Origin of the sequence: Tenacibaculum gallaicum, from assembly GCF_003387615.1 — a bacterium.
GTDB classification, from domain to species: Bacteria; Bacteroidota; Bacteroidia; order Flavobacteriales; family Flavobacteriaceae; genus Polaribacter; species Polaribacter gallaicus.
On record NZ_QUNS01000004.1, the window covers coordinates 1 to 16,372 of the forward strand.

Annotated in this window: 14 protein-coding genes; 6 read left to right on the top strand and 8 right to left on the bottom strand. The window is 32.0% G+C overall.

All coding sequences use genetic code 11. From position 1 onward, the window contains the following. Positions 1-218: 218 nt before the first annotated feature. The 6 genes from C7448_RS08735 to C7448_RS08760 all read right to left on the bottom strand — a co-directional run bounded on the left by C7448_RS08735 (position 219) and on the right by C7448_RS08760 (position 9,347). Positions 219-944, bottom strand: coding sequence for a DUF4294 domain-containing protein (locus C7448_RS08735; protein ID WP_115900998.1), 726 nt, complete (start codon positions 942-944; stop codon positions 219-221). A 110-nt stretch (positions 945-1,054) separates the two neighbouring features. Then, on the bottom strand, positions 1,055-2,308 hold the full coding sequence (locus tag C7448_RS08740) for an aminotransferase class I/II-fold pyridoxal phosphate-dependent enzyme (RefSeq protein WP_115900999.1): 1,254 nt from the start codon (positions 2,306-2,308) through the stop codon (positions 1,055-1,057). Positions 2,309-2,382: 74 nt separating this feature from the next. Next, positions 2,383-5,835, bottom strand: a complete 3,453-nt coding sequence (locus tag C7448_RS08745) for a pyruvate carboxylase (RefSeq protein ID WP_115901000.1) — start codon at positions 5,833-5,835, stop codon at positions 2,383-2,385. Between the two features lie 291 nt (positions 5,836-6,126). After that, a complete protein-coding gene (locus tag C7448_RS08750) occupies positions 6,127-8,343 on the bottom strand; it encodes a xanthine dehydrogenase family protein molybdopterin-binding subunit (protein ID WP_115901001.1) in 2,217 nt (738 codons plus the stop codon). Positions 8,344-8,355: 12 nt separating this feature from the next. Continuing rightward, a complete protein-coding gene (locus tag C7448_RS08755) occupies positions 8,356-8,817 on the bottom strand; it encodes a (2Fe-2S)-binding protein (protein WP_115901002.1) in 462 nt (153 codons plus the stop codon). A 158-nt stretch (positions 8,818-8,975) separates the two neighbouring features. Then, positions 8,976-9,347 carry a winged helix-turn-helix transcriptional regulator gene (locus C7448_RS08760; protein ID WP_115901260.1) on the bottom strand — a complete coding sequence of 124 codons (372 nt, stop codon included), beginning with the start codon at positions 9,345-9,347 and terminating at the stop codon, positions 8,976-8,978. 83 nt (positions 9,348-9,430) lie between these two features. Between C7448_RS08760 and C7448_RS08765 the strand changes: the two genes are divergently transcribed. Beyond that, a complete protein-coding gene (locus tag C7448_RS08765) occupies positions 9,431-10,258 on the top strand; it encodes an alpha/beta hydrolase (protein WP_115901261.1) in 828 nt (275 codons plus the stop codon). A 60-nt stretch (positions 10,259-10,318) separates the two neighbouring features. On the opposite strand, the gene C7448_RS08770 is transcribed toward C7448_RS08765, so the two are convergent. Together C7448_RS08770 and C7448_RS08775 are read right to left on the bottom strand one after the other, a co-directional pair. Next, positions 10,319-11,269, bottom strand: a complete 951-nt coding sequence (locus C7448_RS08770; protein WP_115901003.1) for a phosphoribosylaminoimidazolesuccinocarboxamide synthase — start codon at positions 11,267-11,269, stop codon at positions 10,319-10,321. Positions 11,270-11,331: 62 nt separating this feature from the next. Continuing rightward, positions 11,332-12,285 (bottom strand): PhoH family protein, encoded by a 954-nt coding sequence (locus C7448_RS08775; protein WP_115901004.1) that lies wholly within the window; start codon positions 12,283-12,285, stop codon positions 11,332-11,334. Positions 12,286-12,404: 119 nt separating this feature from the next. On the opposite strand from C7448_RS08775, the gene C7448_RS08780 reads away from it, so the two are divergent. The 5 genes from C7448_RS08780 to gldG are packed head-to-tail and all read left to right on the top strand — an operon-like array spanning position 12,405 to position 16,363. Next, positions 12,405-13,265: an SAM hydrolase/SAM-dependent halogenase family protein gene (locus C7448_RS08780; protein WP_115901005.1), complete on the top strand. Its 861-nt coding sequence runs from the start codon at positions 12,405-12,407 to the stop codon at positions 13,263-13,265. Positions 13,266-13,269: 4 nt separating this feature from the next. After that, on the top strand, positions 13,270-13,566 hold the full coding sequence (locus C7448_RS08785) for a putative quinol monooxygenase (protein ID WP_115901006.1): 297 nt from the start codon (positions 13,270-13,272) through the stop codon (positions 13,564-13,566). A 7-nt stretch (positions 13,567-13,573) separates the two neighbouring features. After that, a complete protein-coding gene (locus tag C7448_RS08790; RefSeq protein ID WP_245939459.1) occupies positions 13,574-13,990 on the top strand; it encodes an RDD family protein in 417 nt (138 codons plus the stop codon). Between the two features lie 20 nt (positions 13,991-14,010). Beyond that, the gene (gldF, locus tag C7448_RS08795) at positions 14,011-14,730 is read left to right on the top strand and encodes a gliding motility-associated ABC transporter permease subunit GldF (RefSeq protein ID WP_115901008.1); all 720 of its coding nucleotides are present in this window, start codon (positions 14,011-14,013) and stop codon (positions 14,728-14,730) included. Further along, a complete protein-coding gene (gldG, locus tag C7448_RS08800) occupies positions 14,723-16,363 on the top strand; it encodes a gliding motility-associated ABC transporter substrate-binding protein GldG (RefSeq protein ID WP_115901009.1) in 1,641 nt (546 codons plus the stop codon). Before gldF ends, gldG begins: the two co-directional genes overlap by 8 nt. The last annotated feature ends 9 nt before the right edge of the window (positions 16,364-16,372 follow it).

The following is a 16,372-nucleotide window of genomic DNA, read 5'->3' on the forward strand; positions in this document are numbered from 1 at the left end:
TTTTTCCACTTAACAACTACTTTTTTTGCCTTTTTTTTACAACCAATTTTTAAATCGCTACTCCACAATATTTTAACCCAAAAAGTTTTTTGTAAGTATATCCTATTTTAAACCTGATTTATCCATTTTACCCGTAAAACACCTTAATTAATCGAAAGCTTTGTTATACTTAGACTGTATATATAAATTGTAATAAGTGATTCTAAAGTTTCAAGTAATTACTTTTTCTTACCTTTTCGCTTCTTACGCATCTTCAAAAACATCTTTTTATACTCCGATACATCAACATACCCTCTACTCTTTGAGACTATAACTAAATAGTTCTTGACCAATTTTGGCTCTTGATACTCTAACTTCTCCTCAATATATGCACGCTGCAAGATATCTTCTACCAAATAATCCTCGTTTTCTGTCTCTGGTTTATACTCTGACTTTAACGACAGCTTAAATAAGTTTGCAGTGGTGTTGTACCAAAAGGCTCTCCAACCACTTCTTAGTTCTCTTACATTATCAAAAGCCGTTTTTCCTGTTTGACGGTGAATTAACTTTAATAAAATTCTCCCTTCTGTTCTTGTTAATTTCTTTAAAGGCGCTGTTAATTCTTCTTCAAGATATTTCTGGATTCTTTTTATGTATTTTCTTTTTTTGCTTTTCGACTTAACTCTGGCTAATCGTGAATTTACACTATCTACTCTTTTTGCTGCTAAAATTGCATAAGGGTATGCTTTGAATACTTTTTTACGAAGCCAGTAATAATATAGTATATCTTTTTTCTCTTTGAACTTATGCTTTGGGAGTACTGTTACTTCATTTAATTTTATCATTAAACTATCTCCTTCTCTTATCAATATATATTCATCATTAAAGTTTGGTAATGTATCTTTAATTTGCGCATTTAATACTGTAGCAAATAGTAATAAATATAAGTATAGTAATTTTTTCATTTGATTTTTGATAAGCAAAAAGGATTCCAAATGTATCATTTCTCTTTTTAAAACAAAAAAACTCATGAAGTATTTCATGAGTTTTTATTTATTTTTTAAACAATTACTTGTTATTCTGCCATTATCGAGGCTGCTACTTGTTTATAAGTACCGTTCTCTAATTTTTCACGGATTGCTGAAAATGCTACAATTGTCTCGTTTACATCTTCAATCGTATGGCGTGCTGTTGGAATTAACCTTAATATTATTAATCCTTTTGGTATTACTGGGTATACTACTATTGAACAGAATACTCCGTGATTTTCTCTTAAATCGTTTACCATTGCCATTGCTTCTGGAATTTCTCCTTTTAAGTATACTGGCGTAATACATGTTTGTGTTGTTCCTAAATCAAAACCTGCTTCGCGTAAACCTGATTGTAATGCATTGGTTATTTTCCAAAGATTTTCTTTTAATTCAGGCATGGTACGAATCATATCTAAACGCTTTAATGCTCCTTTTACCATTGGCATTGGTAATGATTTGGCAAACATTTGCGATCGCATGTTGTATTGTAAAAACTGAACTACATCTTTATCTCCTGCAAAGAAAGCTCCAATACCTGCCATAGATTTTGCAAATGTTGCAAAATACACATCGATTCCGTCCTGTACTCCTTGTTCAAATCCTGTTCCTCTTCCTCCTTCTCCTAGAGTTCCAAACCCATGTGCATCGTCTACTAATAAACGGAAATTGTATTTTTCTTTTAAGGCAACAATTTCTGCTAAACGTCCTTGTTCTCCTCGCATACCAAATACTCCTTCTGAAACTAACAAGATTCCTCCTCCAGTTTTCTCTGCCATTTTAGTTGCTCTTTGTAAGTTTTTCTCGCAACTTTCTATATCATTGTGACGATAAACAAAACGTTTACCTGCATGTAAGCGAACTCCATCAATAATACACGCATGTGTATCCATATCATATACAATGATATCGTCTTTATTTACTAGAGCATCGATTGCTGATACCATACCTTGGTAACCAAAGTTTACTAAATAAGAAGCTTCTTTACCTACAAACTCTGCACATTCTTGTTCTAATTGTTCATGATATTTTGTATGACCTGACATCATACGAGCTCCCATAGGATACGCCATACCATCAGTTGCTGCAGATTCTCCATCAACTTTTAATACTTCTGGATGATTTGCTAATCCTAAGTAGTCATTTATACTCCAAGTTATTACTTTTTTTCCATTGAAAGACATACGGTTAGAAATTGGCCCTTCTAATTTAGGAAATACATAATACCCTTCTGCCTTATCTGCCCATTTTCCTAAAGGTCCTTTATCTCCTTTAATTCTCTCAAATAAATCTTTAACCATTATTATTTTTGATTTTTAGTAGGTTGCGAAAATAGTGCTTTTTTAGGAGTAAATCAAAACTACTTGTTCTTCTCTTACTTCAGATTTATCACTAAATCGCTAGTATCCACCAGCATACCTGCTTCTAATTGTACTTTTTTTATTACTCCTGAACTTGCAGCTGTAACGGTCGTTTCCATTTTCATCGCTTCTATAATAAACAAAGGCTGATTTTCTTTAACTTTTTCTCCATTCTTCACTAATACTGATGATAACAGTCCTTGTAAGGGTGCTCCTATTTCTTTTTCGTTATCTGTTTCTGCTTTTATATTTTCTACTTTGTCTACTTTTATAGAATTGTCTTTTATTAAAACATTTCTCATTTGCCCGTTAATCTTAAAGAAGATGTTTACATTTCCATCTTTATCAGGTTCACTTTTTTGCATTAGAGAAATTAACACTCGTTTTCCTTCTTCAATATCTACCATTATTTCCTCCCCTACTTCCATTCCAAATAAGAAGTTTTTAGTAGGTATATTCATTAGGTTTCCATGTTTTAAGTGATTATTATAAGCATCGGTAAAAACTTTAGGGTATAATTTATAGGACAAGAAATCGGTAACTTCTAATGGACGTCCCATTCCTTTTTTAAATTGTTCTTTAAACTCTTCAAATTCTTTTTCAAAGTTAATTGGGGCTAAATGTGCATTTGGTCTATCTGTATATGGTTTTTCATTTTTTAATATGATTTTTTGAAGCTTTTCTGGAAAACCTCCTACTGGCTGCCCTAAATCTCCTCTGAAAAAACTAATTACAGACTGAGGAAAAGAGATTGTTTCTCCTTTTTCCATCACATCTTTTACTGTTAGGTTATTACTTATCATATACTGAGCCATGTCTCCAACCACCTTTGAGCTTGGAGTTACTTTCACTATGTCTCCAAATAGTTGATTTACCTCTCCGTACATTTTAGTTACTTCGGTAAATTTATTTTCTAAACCTAGTGCTATTGCTTGTCCTTTTAAGTTTGAGTACTGTCCTCCTGGGATCTCATGCTTATACACTTCTCCTGTTCCAGACTTTAACCCTGATTCAAATGGATAGTAATAGCTTCTAACTGCTTCCCAATAGTTTGAATATTCGGCTAACTTTTCTGTATTAATTTTGTTTTCTCTTTCATTAAAGCGTAACATTTCAACCATTGAATTAAAGTTTGGTTGTGATGTTAACCCTGACAATCCGCCCAAAGCTACATCTACAACATCTACTCCTGCTTCGATTGCTTTGAGGTAAGTAGCCGATTGAACCGAAGATGTATCGTGTGTATGTAAATGAATTGGTATGTTAACTTCTGATTTAAGGGCAGATATTAATTCGTAAGCTGCTTGTGGTTTTAATAACCCTGCCATGTCTTTTACTCCTAAAATATGTGCTCCTGCATTTTCGATATCTTTTGCTAATTGTAGGTAGTATTTTAAATCGTATTTGGTTTTGTTAGGGTTTAAGATATCTCCTGTATAACATATAGATGCTTCTGCCAAACCATTGGTTTTATTTCGTACATGTTTTATACAAGGCTCCAAAGATTGCATCCAGTTTAGAGAATCAAAAATTCTAAAAACATCTACTCCTGTTTCCCAAGATTTTTCTACAAATTTTTCAATTAAATTATCAGGATATGCAGTATAACCAACTCCATTAGAACCTCTTATTAGCATTTGTAATAACACATTTGGCATTGCTTTGCGTAATAATGCTAAACGCTCCCAAGGGTTTTCTTGTAAAAAACGAAGACACACATCAAAAGTTGCTCCTCCCCAAACTTCCATACTAAAAATTTCAGGGTGGTTTTTTGCATATCCTTCAGCTACCTTTAACATATCTACTGTACGCATACGTGTTGCCAACAAACTTTGGTGAGCATCTCGCATAGTAGTATCAGTAAAATGTACTTTCTTTTCATTTTTTAACCATTCTGCAAATTTTTCTGGACCTAATTCAGTTAATTTATCTTTTGTTCCTTTAGGATAATTTTCTAAAACTGGAAATTTTGGTACTTTAGGTTGTGTAAATTGATGGTTTGAATTTATTTTTTTTACATCTGGATTTCCGTTTACAATTACTTCTCCTAAAAAGTTGATTAATTTATTCGCTCTATTTTTAGGTTCTTTAAATTCAAATAGTTTAGGCTCATTCTTTATGAAGTTTACGGTCACCTTTCCATCTCTAAATGTTTGATGACGAAGTATGTTTTCTAGAAAAGCTATATTCGTTTTTACTCCACGTACTCTAAATTCAGCTAATGCTCTTAGCATTTTTCTGCAAGCTCCATCAAAGGTTCTACTTCTTGCTGAAACTTTTACCAACATAGAATCGAAAAAAGGTGAAATTTTTACTCCTTGATATATACTTCCTGCATCTAATCGAATACCAAAGCCTGAAGCACTTCTGTAAGTAGTTACTGTTCCGTAATCTGGTTTAAAGTCGTTCGCAGGATCTTCCGTAGTTACTCTACATTGTAATGCATGTCCAGTAACAGTAACAGACTCTTGACTTGGTATTTTTATTTGTTTGTCTTCTAATTTATATCCTCCTGCAATAAAAAGTTGCGTTTTTACCAAGTCTATATTCGTTACCATTTCAGTAACTGTATGTTCTACTTGAATTCGCGGGTTTACTTCAATAAAGTATATAGCATCATCATCGTCCACTAAAAACTCAACAGTTCCTATGTTATTATAATTTACTGCTTTACAAATATTAATTGCATAGGTGTATAACTTATTCTTTATTTCGTATGCCAACCCTAAAGAAGGTGCTATTTCTACTACTTTTTGATATCTTCGTTGTACTGAACAATCTCTTTCGTATAAATGAACAATGTTACCATGTGCATCTGCTACTATTTGGATTTCAATATGCTTAGGATTTTCAACATATTTTTCTAAAAAAACGGTATCATCTCCAAAAGCATTTAAAGATTCTCTTTTTGCTTCTGGAAAAGCTTTGATTAACTCTTCTTTTTTTCGAATAATTCGCATTCCTCTACCTCCTCCTCCAGAAGCTGCTTTTAACATTACAGGATACCCTATTCTTGAGGCTTCAGATAGCGCTATTTCAACAGTAGCTAAATCATTTTGACTACTTTGTATGATGGGTACATTGTTAGCTACAGCTACTTCTTTTGCAGTAATTTTATCTCCCAGTGCTTTAAGCACTGATACTTTGGGTCCAATGAAAATAATACCATTTTCTTCACATTTTTCAGCAAACTCAGCATTTTCAGAAAGAAAACCATATCCTGGATGAATAGCATCTACATTATTGTTAAGAGCTACTTTAATAATAGCATCAATATCCAAATAAGGCTTAAGTGGTTCATTATCTTCTCCTATTTGATAACACTCATCTGCTTTATACCTATGCAAAGAGTACCTATCTTCATAAGTATATATTCCCACTGTTTTAATTCCTATTTCTACACAGGCTCTAAATACTCTAATAGCTATTTCTCCTCTATTTGCTACTAGGACTTTTTGTATTTTCATTGTGTTGTGTTTGTTGTTAATCTGTTTTTATTACTATCTAGTTAATCCTCCTCCAAATTTAGCTTACATTTTACATTTTTATAAGTCAAACAAGATTTTTAGTTACAAAAAACTATTAATTTAACAGATTATCAAAATAAGTGTAATAAAAAACCTTTTTATCATTTTTCTATTGAAAACTTATCATTTCAACAAACTATTTTAAGGTAACTTTATTTATAGAGACAGCATCTCTACTAAAAATAAAAAAGATGCTTAAATAAGCATCTTTTTTCTAATTTATTTCTCTTTTTAGGATAAAATATTCGATTTTAATTCTTCTATAAAAGGTTGTTTATATAGTCTTTTACCTAAAGCTTTATGTATTGCGTTAGCAACTGCTCCTCCTGCTGGTGGCAAACCAGGTTCTCCTAAACCTGTAGGTGATAGTTCATTTTGCACAAAATGAACTTCTACTTTAGGTGTTTCGTTCATTCTTATAAGCCTATAATTATCAAAATTTCTACTTGACGGCGCACCGTCTTCAAAGGTTAGGTTTCCATACATTGCATGTCCGATACCATCAATAACACCTCCTTCAATTTGATTTATAGCTCCTGTTGGGTTTACCACAATACCACAATCTGCTGCTACAACTACTTTTCTTACCACAGGAACTCCTGCTTTTAGCTCTACCTCTGCAACTTCAGCTACATGGGTATTATGACTGTAATAAGCTGAAAAACCTTGAAAAACTCCTTCTTCGGCTTTTCCCCAGCCTCCTTTTTCTGCAGCTAACTTTATAGTGTCTTGCATTCGTTTACCTGAGTACTCTATTCTTTTATCTTCTGTAGCTTTTACATTTTCTAACAATTCTAAACGTAATTGCACCGTATCTATCTCTAATTCTTGTGCCAATTCATCAAAAAAACTTTGCTCTGCATAGGCTAAGAAGTTTGTATAAGGTGCTCTCCATGCTCCTGTACTTATATTACTTTTATAATTTGCTGTAGATACTTTATAGTTTGGAATACAGCCTGCTGGAAAGAAATTCGGGATTAATCCGTACATATTATCATTAATAGCTGCTTCTTTTAAATGATATCCTGATACTTTTCCATCTTTTATTGATGCTGCAATTCTATACTTGATTGCTGGCCTATATGTTCCACTAGTTACATCGTCTTCTCTCGTTGAAACCATTTTTACTGGTTTTTGTATTTTATCAGATATTTCCAACGCTTCATATACAAAGTCTCCATATAATCTTCTTCCGAAACCTCCTCCCATTCGAGTCATTTCTACATGAACTTCCTCCAAGTTACGTCCTAACATTTCTGCTGCAACCATTGCTGCATATTCTGGAGTTTGAACAGGACCAATTAAATGTATCTTTTCTGATGTTACATTTGCAAAAAAGTTCATTGGCTCCATACAATTATGAGGCAAAAATGGTGAATGGTAGGTACGTTCAATAACTTTATCGGCTTCTGTAAAAGCTTTTTTCACATCTCCATCTTCTCTTCTAACATCTAAATCATTTGCTTCTAACAATTTTGTTAGCTTTTCATCATGAAGTTTTGTATCTTCTAACTCAGAGCTATCTTTCCATACAGTTTTAATTGCTCTTGCTCCTTTAATTGCTGCCCATGTATTTTCAGCTAACACAACTACTTTATCTGTTTTTGTTAACTTAAACGTCCAATTAGTTTTTCCTGATTCAATAAAGTTTCTTGCTTTCTCTCCTATTGTTATAACATCTATTACTCCTGTTATTTTCTTTGCTTCTGTTGCATCAAAAGAATCTAATTCTTGTCCAAAAGAAAGTGGTCTTACTACAGATGCGTACAACATACCTTCTTCTTTATAGTCTAACCCAAATAAAGGTTTTCCTGTTACTATTTTTTCTACATCAACATTTGTAGCATTTTTACCAATAATAGAAAACTCTGAAGGCTTTTTTAAAGTAACATCTTCTGGTACCTCTAAAGTAGCGGCTTCTTTTACTACTTCACCATATCCTAACGTTTCACCTTTTGTATTTGTAATAATTCCTTTTGAAGCTGAACAAGTAGTTGCATCTACTCCCCATTTTACTGCTGCCGCATTAATTAACATTTGTTTTGTAGTTGCTCCTGTTTCTCTAAGCGCCGTCCAGCCATGACGAATTGATTGACTACCTCCTGCTAACTGTCGTTTATAGTTTTTGGTATCTAAAGGTGCTTGTGCAACATGTACTTTATCCCATTCAATATCTAGTTCTTCTGCAATAATCATTGGCATTGAAGTTTTTACTCCTTGACCTATCTCTGGATTTGGAGAGTAAATAGTTACATAACCTTCATCAGATATTTTTATAAATGCATTAAAGTCATTAAAATTTAGGTTTTCTACATCTACAGATGGTTTTACATTGGGTTTACAAGCAGTAAATAGATTAAATCCAATCATAATACCACCACTGGCTAATGCAGAAGTTCTTAAAAAATTTCTTCTACTAAACGTAAAGTTTTTTTCTTGTGTACTCATAATTGAAAAATTTTAAGACATTTTATCTGCTGCCAATGCAACTGCTTTTTCTATTCTATTATATGCAGCACAACGACAAATATTACCTTGCATTGCTTCTCTTATCTCCTCTTTTGAAGGGTTTGGATTTTCTTTTAGAAATGATGCAGCCGTCATAATTTGACCTGCTTGACAGTAGCCGCATTGCGGAACATCTACTTCTTTCCATGCTTCTTGAAGTGGATGATTTCCTTCTGTAGATAATCCTTCAATGGTTGTAATTTCTTCTCCATCCAACATAGAAACTTGTAGTTGACAACTTCTCATTGCTGTTCCGTCTATATGAACAGTACAGGCTCCGCATTGTGCTATTCCACAACCGAATTTAGTTCCTACCATATTGAGCTCATCACGTAAAACCCACAACAATGGTGTATCAGCATCTACCATAAAGGATACCGACTTTCCGTTAATTTTTAATGTATAATTTGGCATTTTTGCTAATTTTTGTTTGTCTTGTGTAAGTTACAAAAAATATAAATGCCTGTTTGTTAATGAAGTTTTTTTTAAGGTATTTTTAAACTATCTATTACTAGAATCAATACAAATACTTAACTAACGATAAGAATTGAGTATATCAAACTAATATTTAATTAACTGTTAATAAGAATATTTTTTCCTTCTGCATACATTTTTCCCCAGTCACATAAATTTTCTAAAATCGGTACTAAGTCTAAACCTTTATTAGTTAAAAGGTATTTAACTCCAACTGGAATTGTATTAGGTATTTCTTGTTTTACCAAAATTGAGTGTGTCTCTAATTCTTTTAACTGTCTTGCTAAAACTGTTTCAGATATATTGGGTAGCTCTTTTTGCAACAAATGAAACCTATTATTACCTTTGGAAATAGAATAAACAATTTGTGATTTCCATCGACCACTTATCATTGCTATGGCTGAATTGAGTTCACAAACTTCAAACAGAAATTTTTCATTTATAAAATTAGAAGACTCTTCTTTTCTCATTATCATCCATTTAGCTACTAACAATTTTGTTAGTTATTGTTTTAAAGATAGTTAATCAAGACCTTTGGCTAAAATACAAAAAAATGAGAAACATTATTCTTTTTACACTTTTAACAGCTTTAATTCAACCTGTTATATCGCAAGAGATAATTTATATAAACTCCAACTATTTAAATAAAGAAATACCTATTCTTATTCAAAAACCCGAAAATTTTCAACCTTTAAAAAGTTATCCATTGGTTTTTATGCTTCACGGTTACAGTGAAAACTTCAAGCAATGGAGTAAAACAACAGACTTAAAAAAGTTAGCTACCGATAATCAAATGATTTTAGTTTGTCCTGAAGGTTATGTAAACTTCTACCTAAATAGTCCTAAATTAAAAAATTTTCAGTATGAAGATTTTTTCTTTCAAGAACTCGTACCTAGAATTCGAAAAAAGTACATTATAGACAGTAAAAACATTTTTATTACAGGTTTAAGCATGGGTGGTTATGGTGCTTTAAGTTTGTTTATAAAACATCCAAATTTCTTTAACACCGCTGCTTCTACAAGTGGAGCATTGGAATTTGATTACAATAATTTAAAAAAGGTTAGCTTAATGTTTTTTGGTGACGAGCGTATAACTAATGATCTGAAGTTAATTTCAGGAAATCCTTTAAAAAATGATTGGAAAAGATTCAGTATTTCTTTTTTACTTGAAAACACATCTTATTTTAACAAAAGTTTTTTTATTGATTGTGGTTTGCAAGATCCTTTACTATCAAATACTCTAAAAATTAAAGAATTGGCTCTTTCTAAAAACATCCCTATTCGTTTTTCAATTCAACATGGAAAACACAACACTAGATATTGGTCAAGTTCAATAGAATATCATTTTATTTATTTTAAACAGCATTTGATTACTGAGTAGTTAAATATTCTATTTATTTTAATCATCAAATAAAAAGAGAGGCAAAAGCCTCTCTTTTTATTATTTATTTTCTAAAAATGCACTTACGTTTTTCTCTATTCTCTCGAGTACGTTCTCGGTATTTGCTTTTATAAAATTCTCTCCTGTTATTTGTTCGTATAACTCAATGTACCTATTTGAAATCTCAATAACTTTTTCATCGGACATTTTTGGGATTTCTTGTCCTTCTTTTCCTTGAAAACCGTTTTCAATTAACCATTGACGCACAAACTCTTTTGATAATTGTTTTTGTTTCTCTCCTTTTTCTTGACGTTCAGCATATCCATCAGCATAGAAATAACGAGAAGAATCTGGTGTATGGATTTCATCAATCAATACAATTTTACCGTCTTTGGTTTTTCCGAATTCGTATTTAGTATCTACTAAAATCAATCCTCTTTTAGCTGCTAACTCGGTTCCTTTTTGAAATAACTTCCTAGTATAATCTTCCAATACTAAGTAATCTTCTTCTGATACAATTTGGTTGGCTAAAATGTCTTCACGAGAAATATCTTCATCATGCTCTCCATTATCTGCTTTGGTAGACGGTGTAATAATTGGCTCTGGGAACTTATCATTTTCTTTCATTCCTTCTGGCATTGCTACCCCACAAAGTGTTCTTTTTCCTGCTGCATATTCACGAGCTGCATGCCCCGATAAATATCCACGGATAACCATTTCTACTTTAAAAGGTTCACATAAATGCCCTACTGCTACGTTTTCATCTGGATTTGCTAGTAACCAATTCGGAACGATATCAGAAGTATCATTCATCATTTTGGTAGCAATTTGGTTTAATATTTGCCCTTTAAAAGGTATTTGGCGGGGTAAAATTACATCGAAAGCAGAAAGTCTATCCGAAGCAATCATTACCAATAAATCGTCATTGATATTGTAAACTTCTCTTACTTTTCCTTTATACACTTCTTTTTGTCCTGAAAACTGGAAGTTTGTTTCGTTAATTGTATTCATTGTATGTTGTTGTGTTGTGTCGCACAAAAGTAAACTAATCACTAAATACTTACAACTAAAAACTACTCCGTTTCTATACTTTTATAAGCGGTAATTATTTTTCTAACTAGTCGATGACGAATTACATCTTTATCATCTAAATACACCTGTGCAATCCCATCAATATCTTTTAAAGCTAATAAAGACTCTTTTAACCCAGAAACCTGTCTACGCGGTAAATCAATCTGCCCTGGATCTCCATTAATTATAAATTTAGCATGCATTCCCATACGTGTTAAAAACATTTTCATTTGTGAATGCGTTGTGTTTTGTGCTTCATCTAAAATTACAAAAGCATTATCTAAAGTACGACCACGCATAAACGCTAATGGTGCTATTTGTATAACTCCTTTTTCTAGATGTGATTCTAGTTTTTCATGTGGAATCATATCGCGTAACGCATCATATAATGGTTGCATGTATGGATCTAGCTTTTCTTTTAAATCACCAGGAAGAAATCCTAAATTTTCCCCTGACTCTACCGCAGGTCTTGTTAAAATAATTCGTTTAACCTCTTTTTCTTTTAATGCTTTTACCGCCAAAGCTACCGCTGTATATGTTTTACCTGTACCTGCAGGACCTACAGCAAATAGCATATCATTTTTTTGCATTAGCTCTACCATTTTACGTTGATTGGCAGTTTGCGCTTTAATTAACTTTCCACTCACACCATGTACTAAAACGTCTTTTGCATTTCCTGATTTTCGGATTTCTTCTTCTTTACCAGTTGATGTTAAAATACGTTCAATACTATTTTCATCTAATTTGTTATACCTATTAAAATATTTGATCAGCATCTCTAATCGCTTTTCAAATTCATTTAACAATTCAGGTTCACCAAAAATCTTAAGTTTGTTTCCTCTAGCTACTATTTTTATTTTCGGGAAGAATGTTTTTAACTGAGTAATAGTGCTGTTTTGAGCTCCAAAAAAATCGTTTGGGTTGATTTCTGTTAATTCAATTATGCGTTCGTTCAAATGATAAAAGTTTTAATATTATTCACACTAAAAATAATGATTATTTTTCTTGAATTACGTAGTTTTGTTTAAAATTTCAGCATAATTTTTTACAAACTAATTAACAAACACCTAAATTAATGTCTCTGATTACATTAACTACTGATTTTGGAACCAAAGACCACTTTGTAGGGGCTGTAAAAGGAGCTATTTATTCTGAGTTACCTGATGCAAAAATTGTTGATATTACGCATGAAATTTCTCCTTTTAATATTACTGAAACTGCTTACATTTTAAAAAATGCTTACAAGAGTTTTCCTGACAAAACCATTCATGTTATTGGTGTGGACTCTGAATTAAGTATGGATAATAAGCATATTGCTTTAGAACTGGATAATCATTATTTTATTTGTCCTGATAACGGACTAATTTCTATGATTGCCTCTGAAATTAAGCCTACCAAAATTGTTGAAATTAATATTCACGATCGTATTGAGAGTAGTTTTCCTGTGTTAGATGTTTTTGTACAAGTAGCTTCTCATATTGCTCGCGGTGGTAGTTTAAGTGTTATTGGACGAGAGATTGATACTTATAAAAAAATTATTGAAATTAAACCAAAAGTAAACGAACAACAAACTATTATTGCAGGAGGTGTTATTTATATTGACAATTACGGAAATGTGATTACCAACATTAGTAAAAAACAATTTAATACAATTGGAAAAGGTCGTGATTATAAAGTAACGGCAAGACGTTATACTTTTTCTAAAATTTATAACCGATATAATGAAATTGTTGATTACTCGGTTACTGATAAACGACAGTACGATGGTGAAAAGTTGGCTATTTTTAATTCTGCTGGTTTTTTAGAAATTGCTATTTACCGAAGTAATTTAGAAACTGTTGGCGGTGCTTCTACCCTACTTGGTTTAGAGTATCGTGATACTATTACTGTTGAGTTTGAGAATCCTATTAAACCAGAATTTACACCTATAAATTAACTCTATGTTTGTACGAATTGTAAAAATGAGCTTTCAGCCAGAAAAAATTGAAGAATTTCTAAACAACTTTAACAGTAAGAAAGAGTTTATACGAAATTCACCTGGTTGTCGTTTATTAGAGTTATACAGAGACAAAACAAATCCAGATATTTTTTTTACTTATAGTTATTGGGATACTGAACAAGATTTAGAAAATTACAGAAGCTCTGATTTATTTAAAGGCGTTTGGGCACAAACCAAAGCTTTATTTAATGCTAAACCATTAGCTTGGAGTGTAGATAAAGTTGATTCATTAAAATAAATTAATTTTGGAAAATAAAATTACAGTAAGTATTGGAGATAGATTTGTTGCTGGCTTAGTCGACTACAGTATTATTTACGGATTTTTTTTCTTCTTCATAAGTCAGTATGGTGAGCCCAATAGTGAAGGAGGCTATTCTATCACTGGTTTACCTGTCTTAGTTCCAATTATATTTTGGGGATTTTTTACTATTGGATTAGAAAAATTATTTGGTGCTACATTAGGTAACTTGTTACTTAAAATTAAACCCATTTCTTTGGAAGAAAACAACAAAATAACTTTTACTCAATCATTAAAAAGACATTTACTTGACCCTATTGATATGTTCCTTTTTGGCTTTATAGGTATAATTGTCATGAAAAATACCGAAAAAAAACAAAGATTAGGTGATCTCTGGGCTAAAACCATTGTTATTAAGTCTTAACTAAAAACTTAACATTAAGTATGTTTCCTCTACTAAAAAAAGAATTTAACTCATTTTTTGCCTCCCCTATTGCCTATTTGGTGATTGGAGTATTTTTACTTGTAAATGGCTTATTTTTATGGGTGTTTAAAGATAATTTCAACATTCTAAATGCGGGGTTTGCTGATTTGAATAGCTTCTTTTATTTAGCTCCTTGGTTATTTTTATTCCTAATTCCTGCCATTACCATGAAGAGTTTTGCAGATGAATTTAATAGTGGAACCATTGAAATTTTAAAAACTAAACCGCTGACCGATTGGCAAATTGTTTTAGGTAAATTTTTTGCTGCCCTTTTATTAGTTGTCATCGCATTGTTGCCAACATTAACCTACGCGTACACTGTGTATCAATTGGGAAGCCCTGTTGGGAATTTAGATGTTGGTAGCACTATTGGTTCTTATTTAGGTTTGTTGTTTTTAGCTGCAACCTATACAGCCGTTGGATTATTTACTTCTACACTATCAAATAATCAGATTGTAGCATTTATCGTAAGTGTATTCATCACTTTTGCTTTATTCTATGGATTTGACGCAGTTGGTTCTTCTTTAGAGAATTCAGGATATGCCTTACAACAATTTGGTATTAACGAACACTTTAAAAGTATTAGTCGTGGTGTAGTAGACACTCGTGATTTAATCTACTTTATCAGTGTTACGTTCTTCTTTTTATTCATCACTAAACAACAGTTAAAAAATGGATAAGAAATTACAACACATCGCATTAGCTCTTATTGGACTGTTAGTTCTTAACTATGTGGCTAACTCTGTATACAAACGTTTTGACTTAACACAAGACAAACGTTATACCTTATCAGAAGTAAGTGAAAGTCTTATTGATAAAATAGATACTCCACTAACTATTCATGTATTTTTAGAAGGTGATTTTCCTGCTGAGTTTAAACGTTTACAGATAGAAACACGTCAGTTTTTAGAAGAGTTACAAGCCAAAAACTCTAATATTCGTTTCCGTTTTATCAATCCAGATAATATTCGTGAACGTTTGGTAAAAAGAGGAATGATGCCTAGTCAGTTAACAGTGGAGGAAGACGGAAAATTATCTGAAGCTATTATTTTTCCTTGGGCTGAAATTACTTATGGTAAAAAAGTAGAGTTAATTTCTTTACTTCCTAACTCAATTGCTAAGACACAAGAGGCGCAGCTACAAAATGCTATTGAAAAATTAGAATATTCTTTTGCCAATGCACTACATAGTGTTACTCAAAAAGAAAGACAAAAAATAGCAGTTTTAGCTGGTAATGGTGAGTTACAAGATATTTATCAATATAGTTTATTGAGTGAAATTGGTAAAAAATACCGTTTAGCCAAGTTCACCCTAGATAGCGTTACAACCAACCAAAAAAAAACAATAAAAGATTTAAGAGCCTACGATTTAGCGATTATTGCTAAACCTACTGAACGTTTTACTGAAGATGAGAAGTTTACGATCGATCAGTTTATAGCCAACGGTGGTAAAAGTTTATGGATGCTAGATAATAACTATGCGGATACTGATAGCTTGTACAATGAAGGAAAAATGTTAGCATTTCCTCGTGATTTGAATTTAACGGATTTATTGTTTGGGTATCAAGTTCGTGTAAATAATAAACTTATTCAAGATTTATATTCTGCTAAAATTCCGCTAGCCACAGGAAATGTAGGAAATCAACCACAGTTTCAACACTTAAATTGGTTTTACCACCCGCTAGTTAATGGAAATCCAAACCACCCAATTACTAAAAATGTAGCTCCTGTTCGTTTTCGTTTTGCTACTCAAATAGATACTTTAAAAGGAAGCTTGAAAAAAACTCCATTATTAGTTACTTCTGTATTGACTAAAAAAACGGGAACGCCTAATTTTATTGAACTACAAAGCATCTCTAAAGAGCCTAAAGAAAATGAATTTGCTTCAGGACCACAATTATTAGCCGTGTTATTAGAAGGAGCTATTCCTTCTGCCTATAAAAATAGAATAAAACCTTTTGAGACTTCTGATTTTAAAGCTGAAAGCACCAATAATAAAATGATTGTAATTGCAGATGGTGATGTAGGTAGAAATCAGATTTTAAAAGGAAAACCACATGATTTATCATTGGATAAGTGGACAGGTGAACAGTTTGGTAACAAGGAATTTTTAATCAATGCAATTGATTATTTATTAGACGATTCTGGATTGATTCAACTACGTAACAAAAGCATTCAAATTAACTTATTGGATAAGCAACGTGCTTTTACTGAAAAACGTTTTTGGCAATTTATCAATATTGGTATTCCGTTAGTATTGTTAGCTTTCTTTGGTATTGGGTTTAATTACTGGAGGAAGAATAAATATCAGTAGTAAGCTCTT

Coding starts and splice junctions, on each gene's coding strand:
- C7448_RS08745 (WP_115901000.1), bottom strand. CDS start 5,835: ATGAAAATACAAAAAGTCCTAGTAGCAAATAGAGGAGAAATAGCTATT.
- C7448_RS08740 (WP_115900999.1), bottom strand. CDS start 2,308: ATGGTTAAAGATTTATTTGAGAGAATTAAAGGAGATAAAGGACCTTTA.
- C7448_RS08735 (WP_115900998.1), bottom strand. CDS start 944: ATGAAAAAATTACTATACTTATATTTATTACTATTTGCTACAGTATTA.
- C7448_RS08770 (WP_115901003.1), bottom strand. CDS start 11,269: ATGAATACAATTAACGAAACAAACTTCCAGTTTTCAGGACAAAAAGAA.
- C7448_RS08755 (WP_115901002.1), bottom strand. CDS start 8,817: ATGCCAAATTATACATTAAAAATTAACGGAAAGTCGGTATCCTTTATG.
- C7448_RS08785 (WP_115901006.1), top strand. CDS start 13,270: ATGTTTGTACGAATTGTAAAAATGAGCTTTCAGCCAGAAAAAATTGAA.
- gldF (WP_115901008.1), top strand. CDS start 14,011: ATGTTTCCTCTACTAAAAAAAGAATTTAACTCATTTTTTGCCTCCCCT.
- C7448_RS08750 (WP_115901001.1), bottom strand. CDS start 8,343: ATGAGTACACAAGAAAAAAACTTTACGTTTAGTAGAAGAAATTTTTTA.
- C7448_RS08765 (WP_115901261.1), top strand. CDS start 9,431: ATGAGAAACATTATTCTTTTTACACTTTTAACAGCTTTAATTCAACCT.
- gldG (WP_115901009.1), top strand. CDS start 14,723: ATGGATAAGAAATTACAACACATCGCATTAGCTCTTATTGGACTGTTA.
- C7448_RS08780 (WP_115901005.1), top strand. CDS start 12,405: ATGTCTCTGATTACATTAACTACTGATTTTGGAACCAAAGACCACTTT.
- C7448_RS08760 (WP_115901260.1), bottom strand. CDS start 9,347: ATGAGAAAAGAAGAGTCTTCTAATTTTATAAATGAAAAATTTCTGTTT.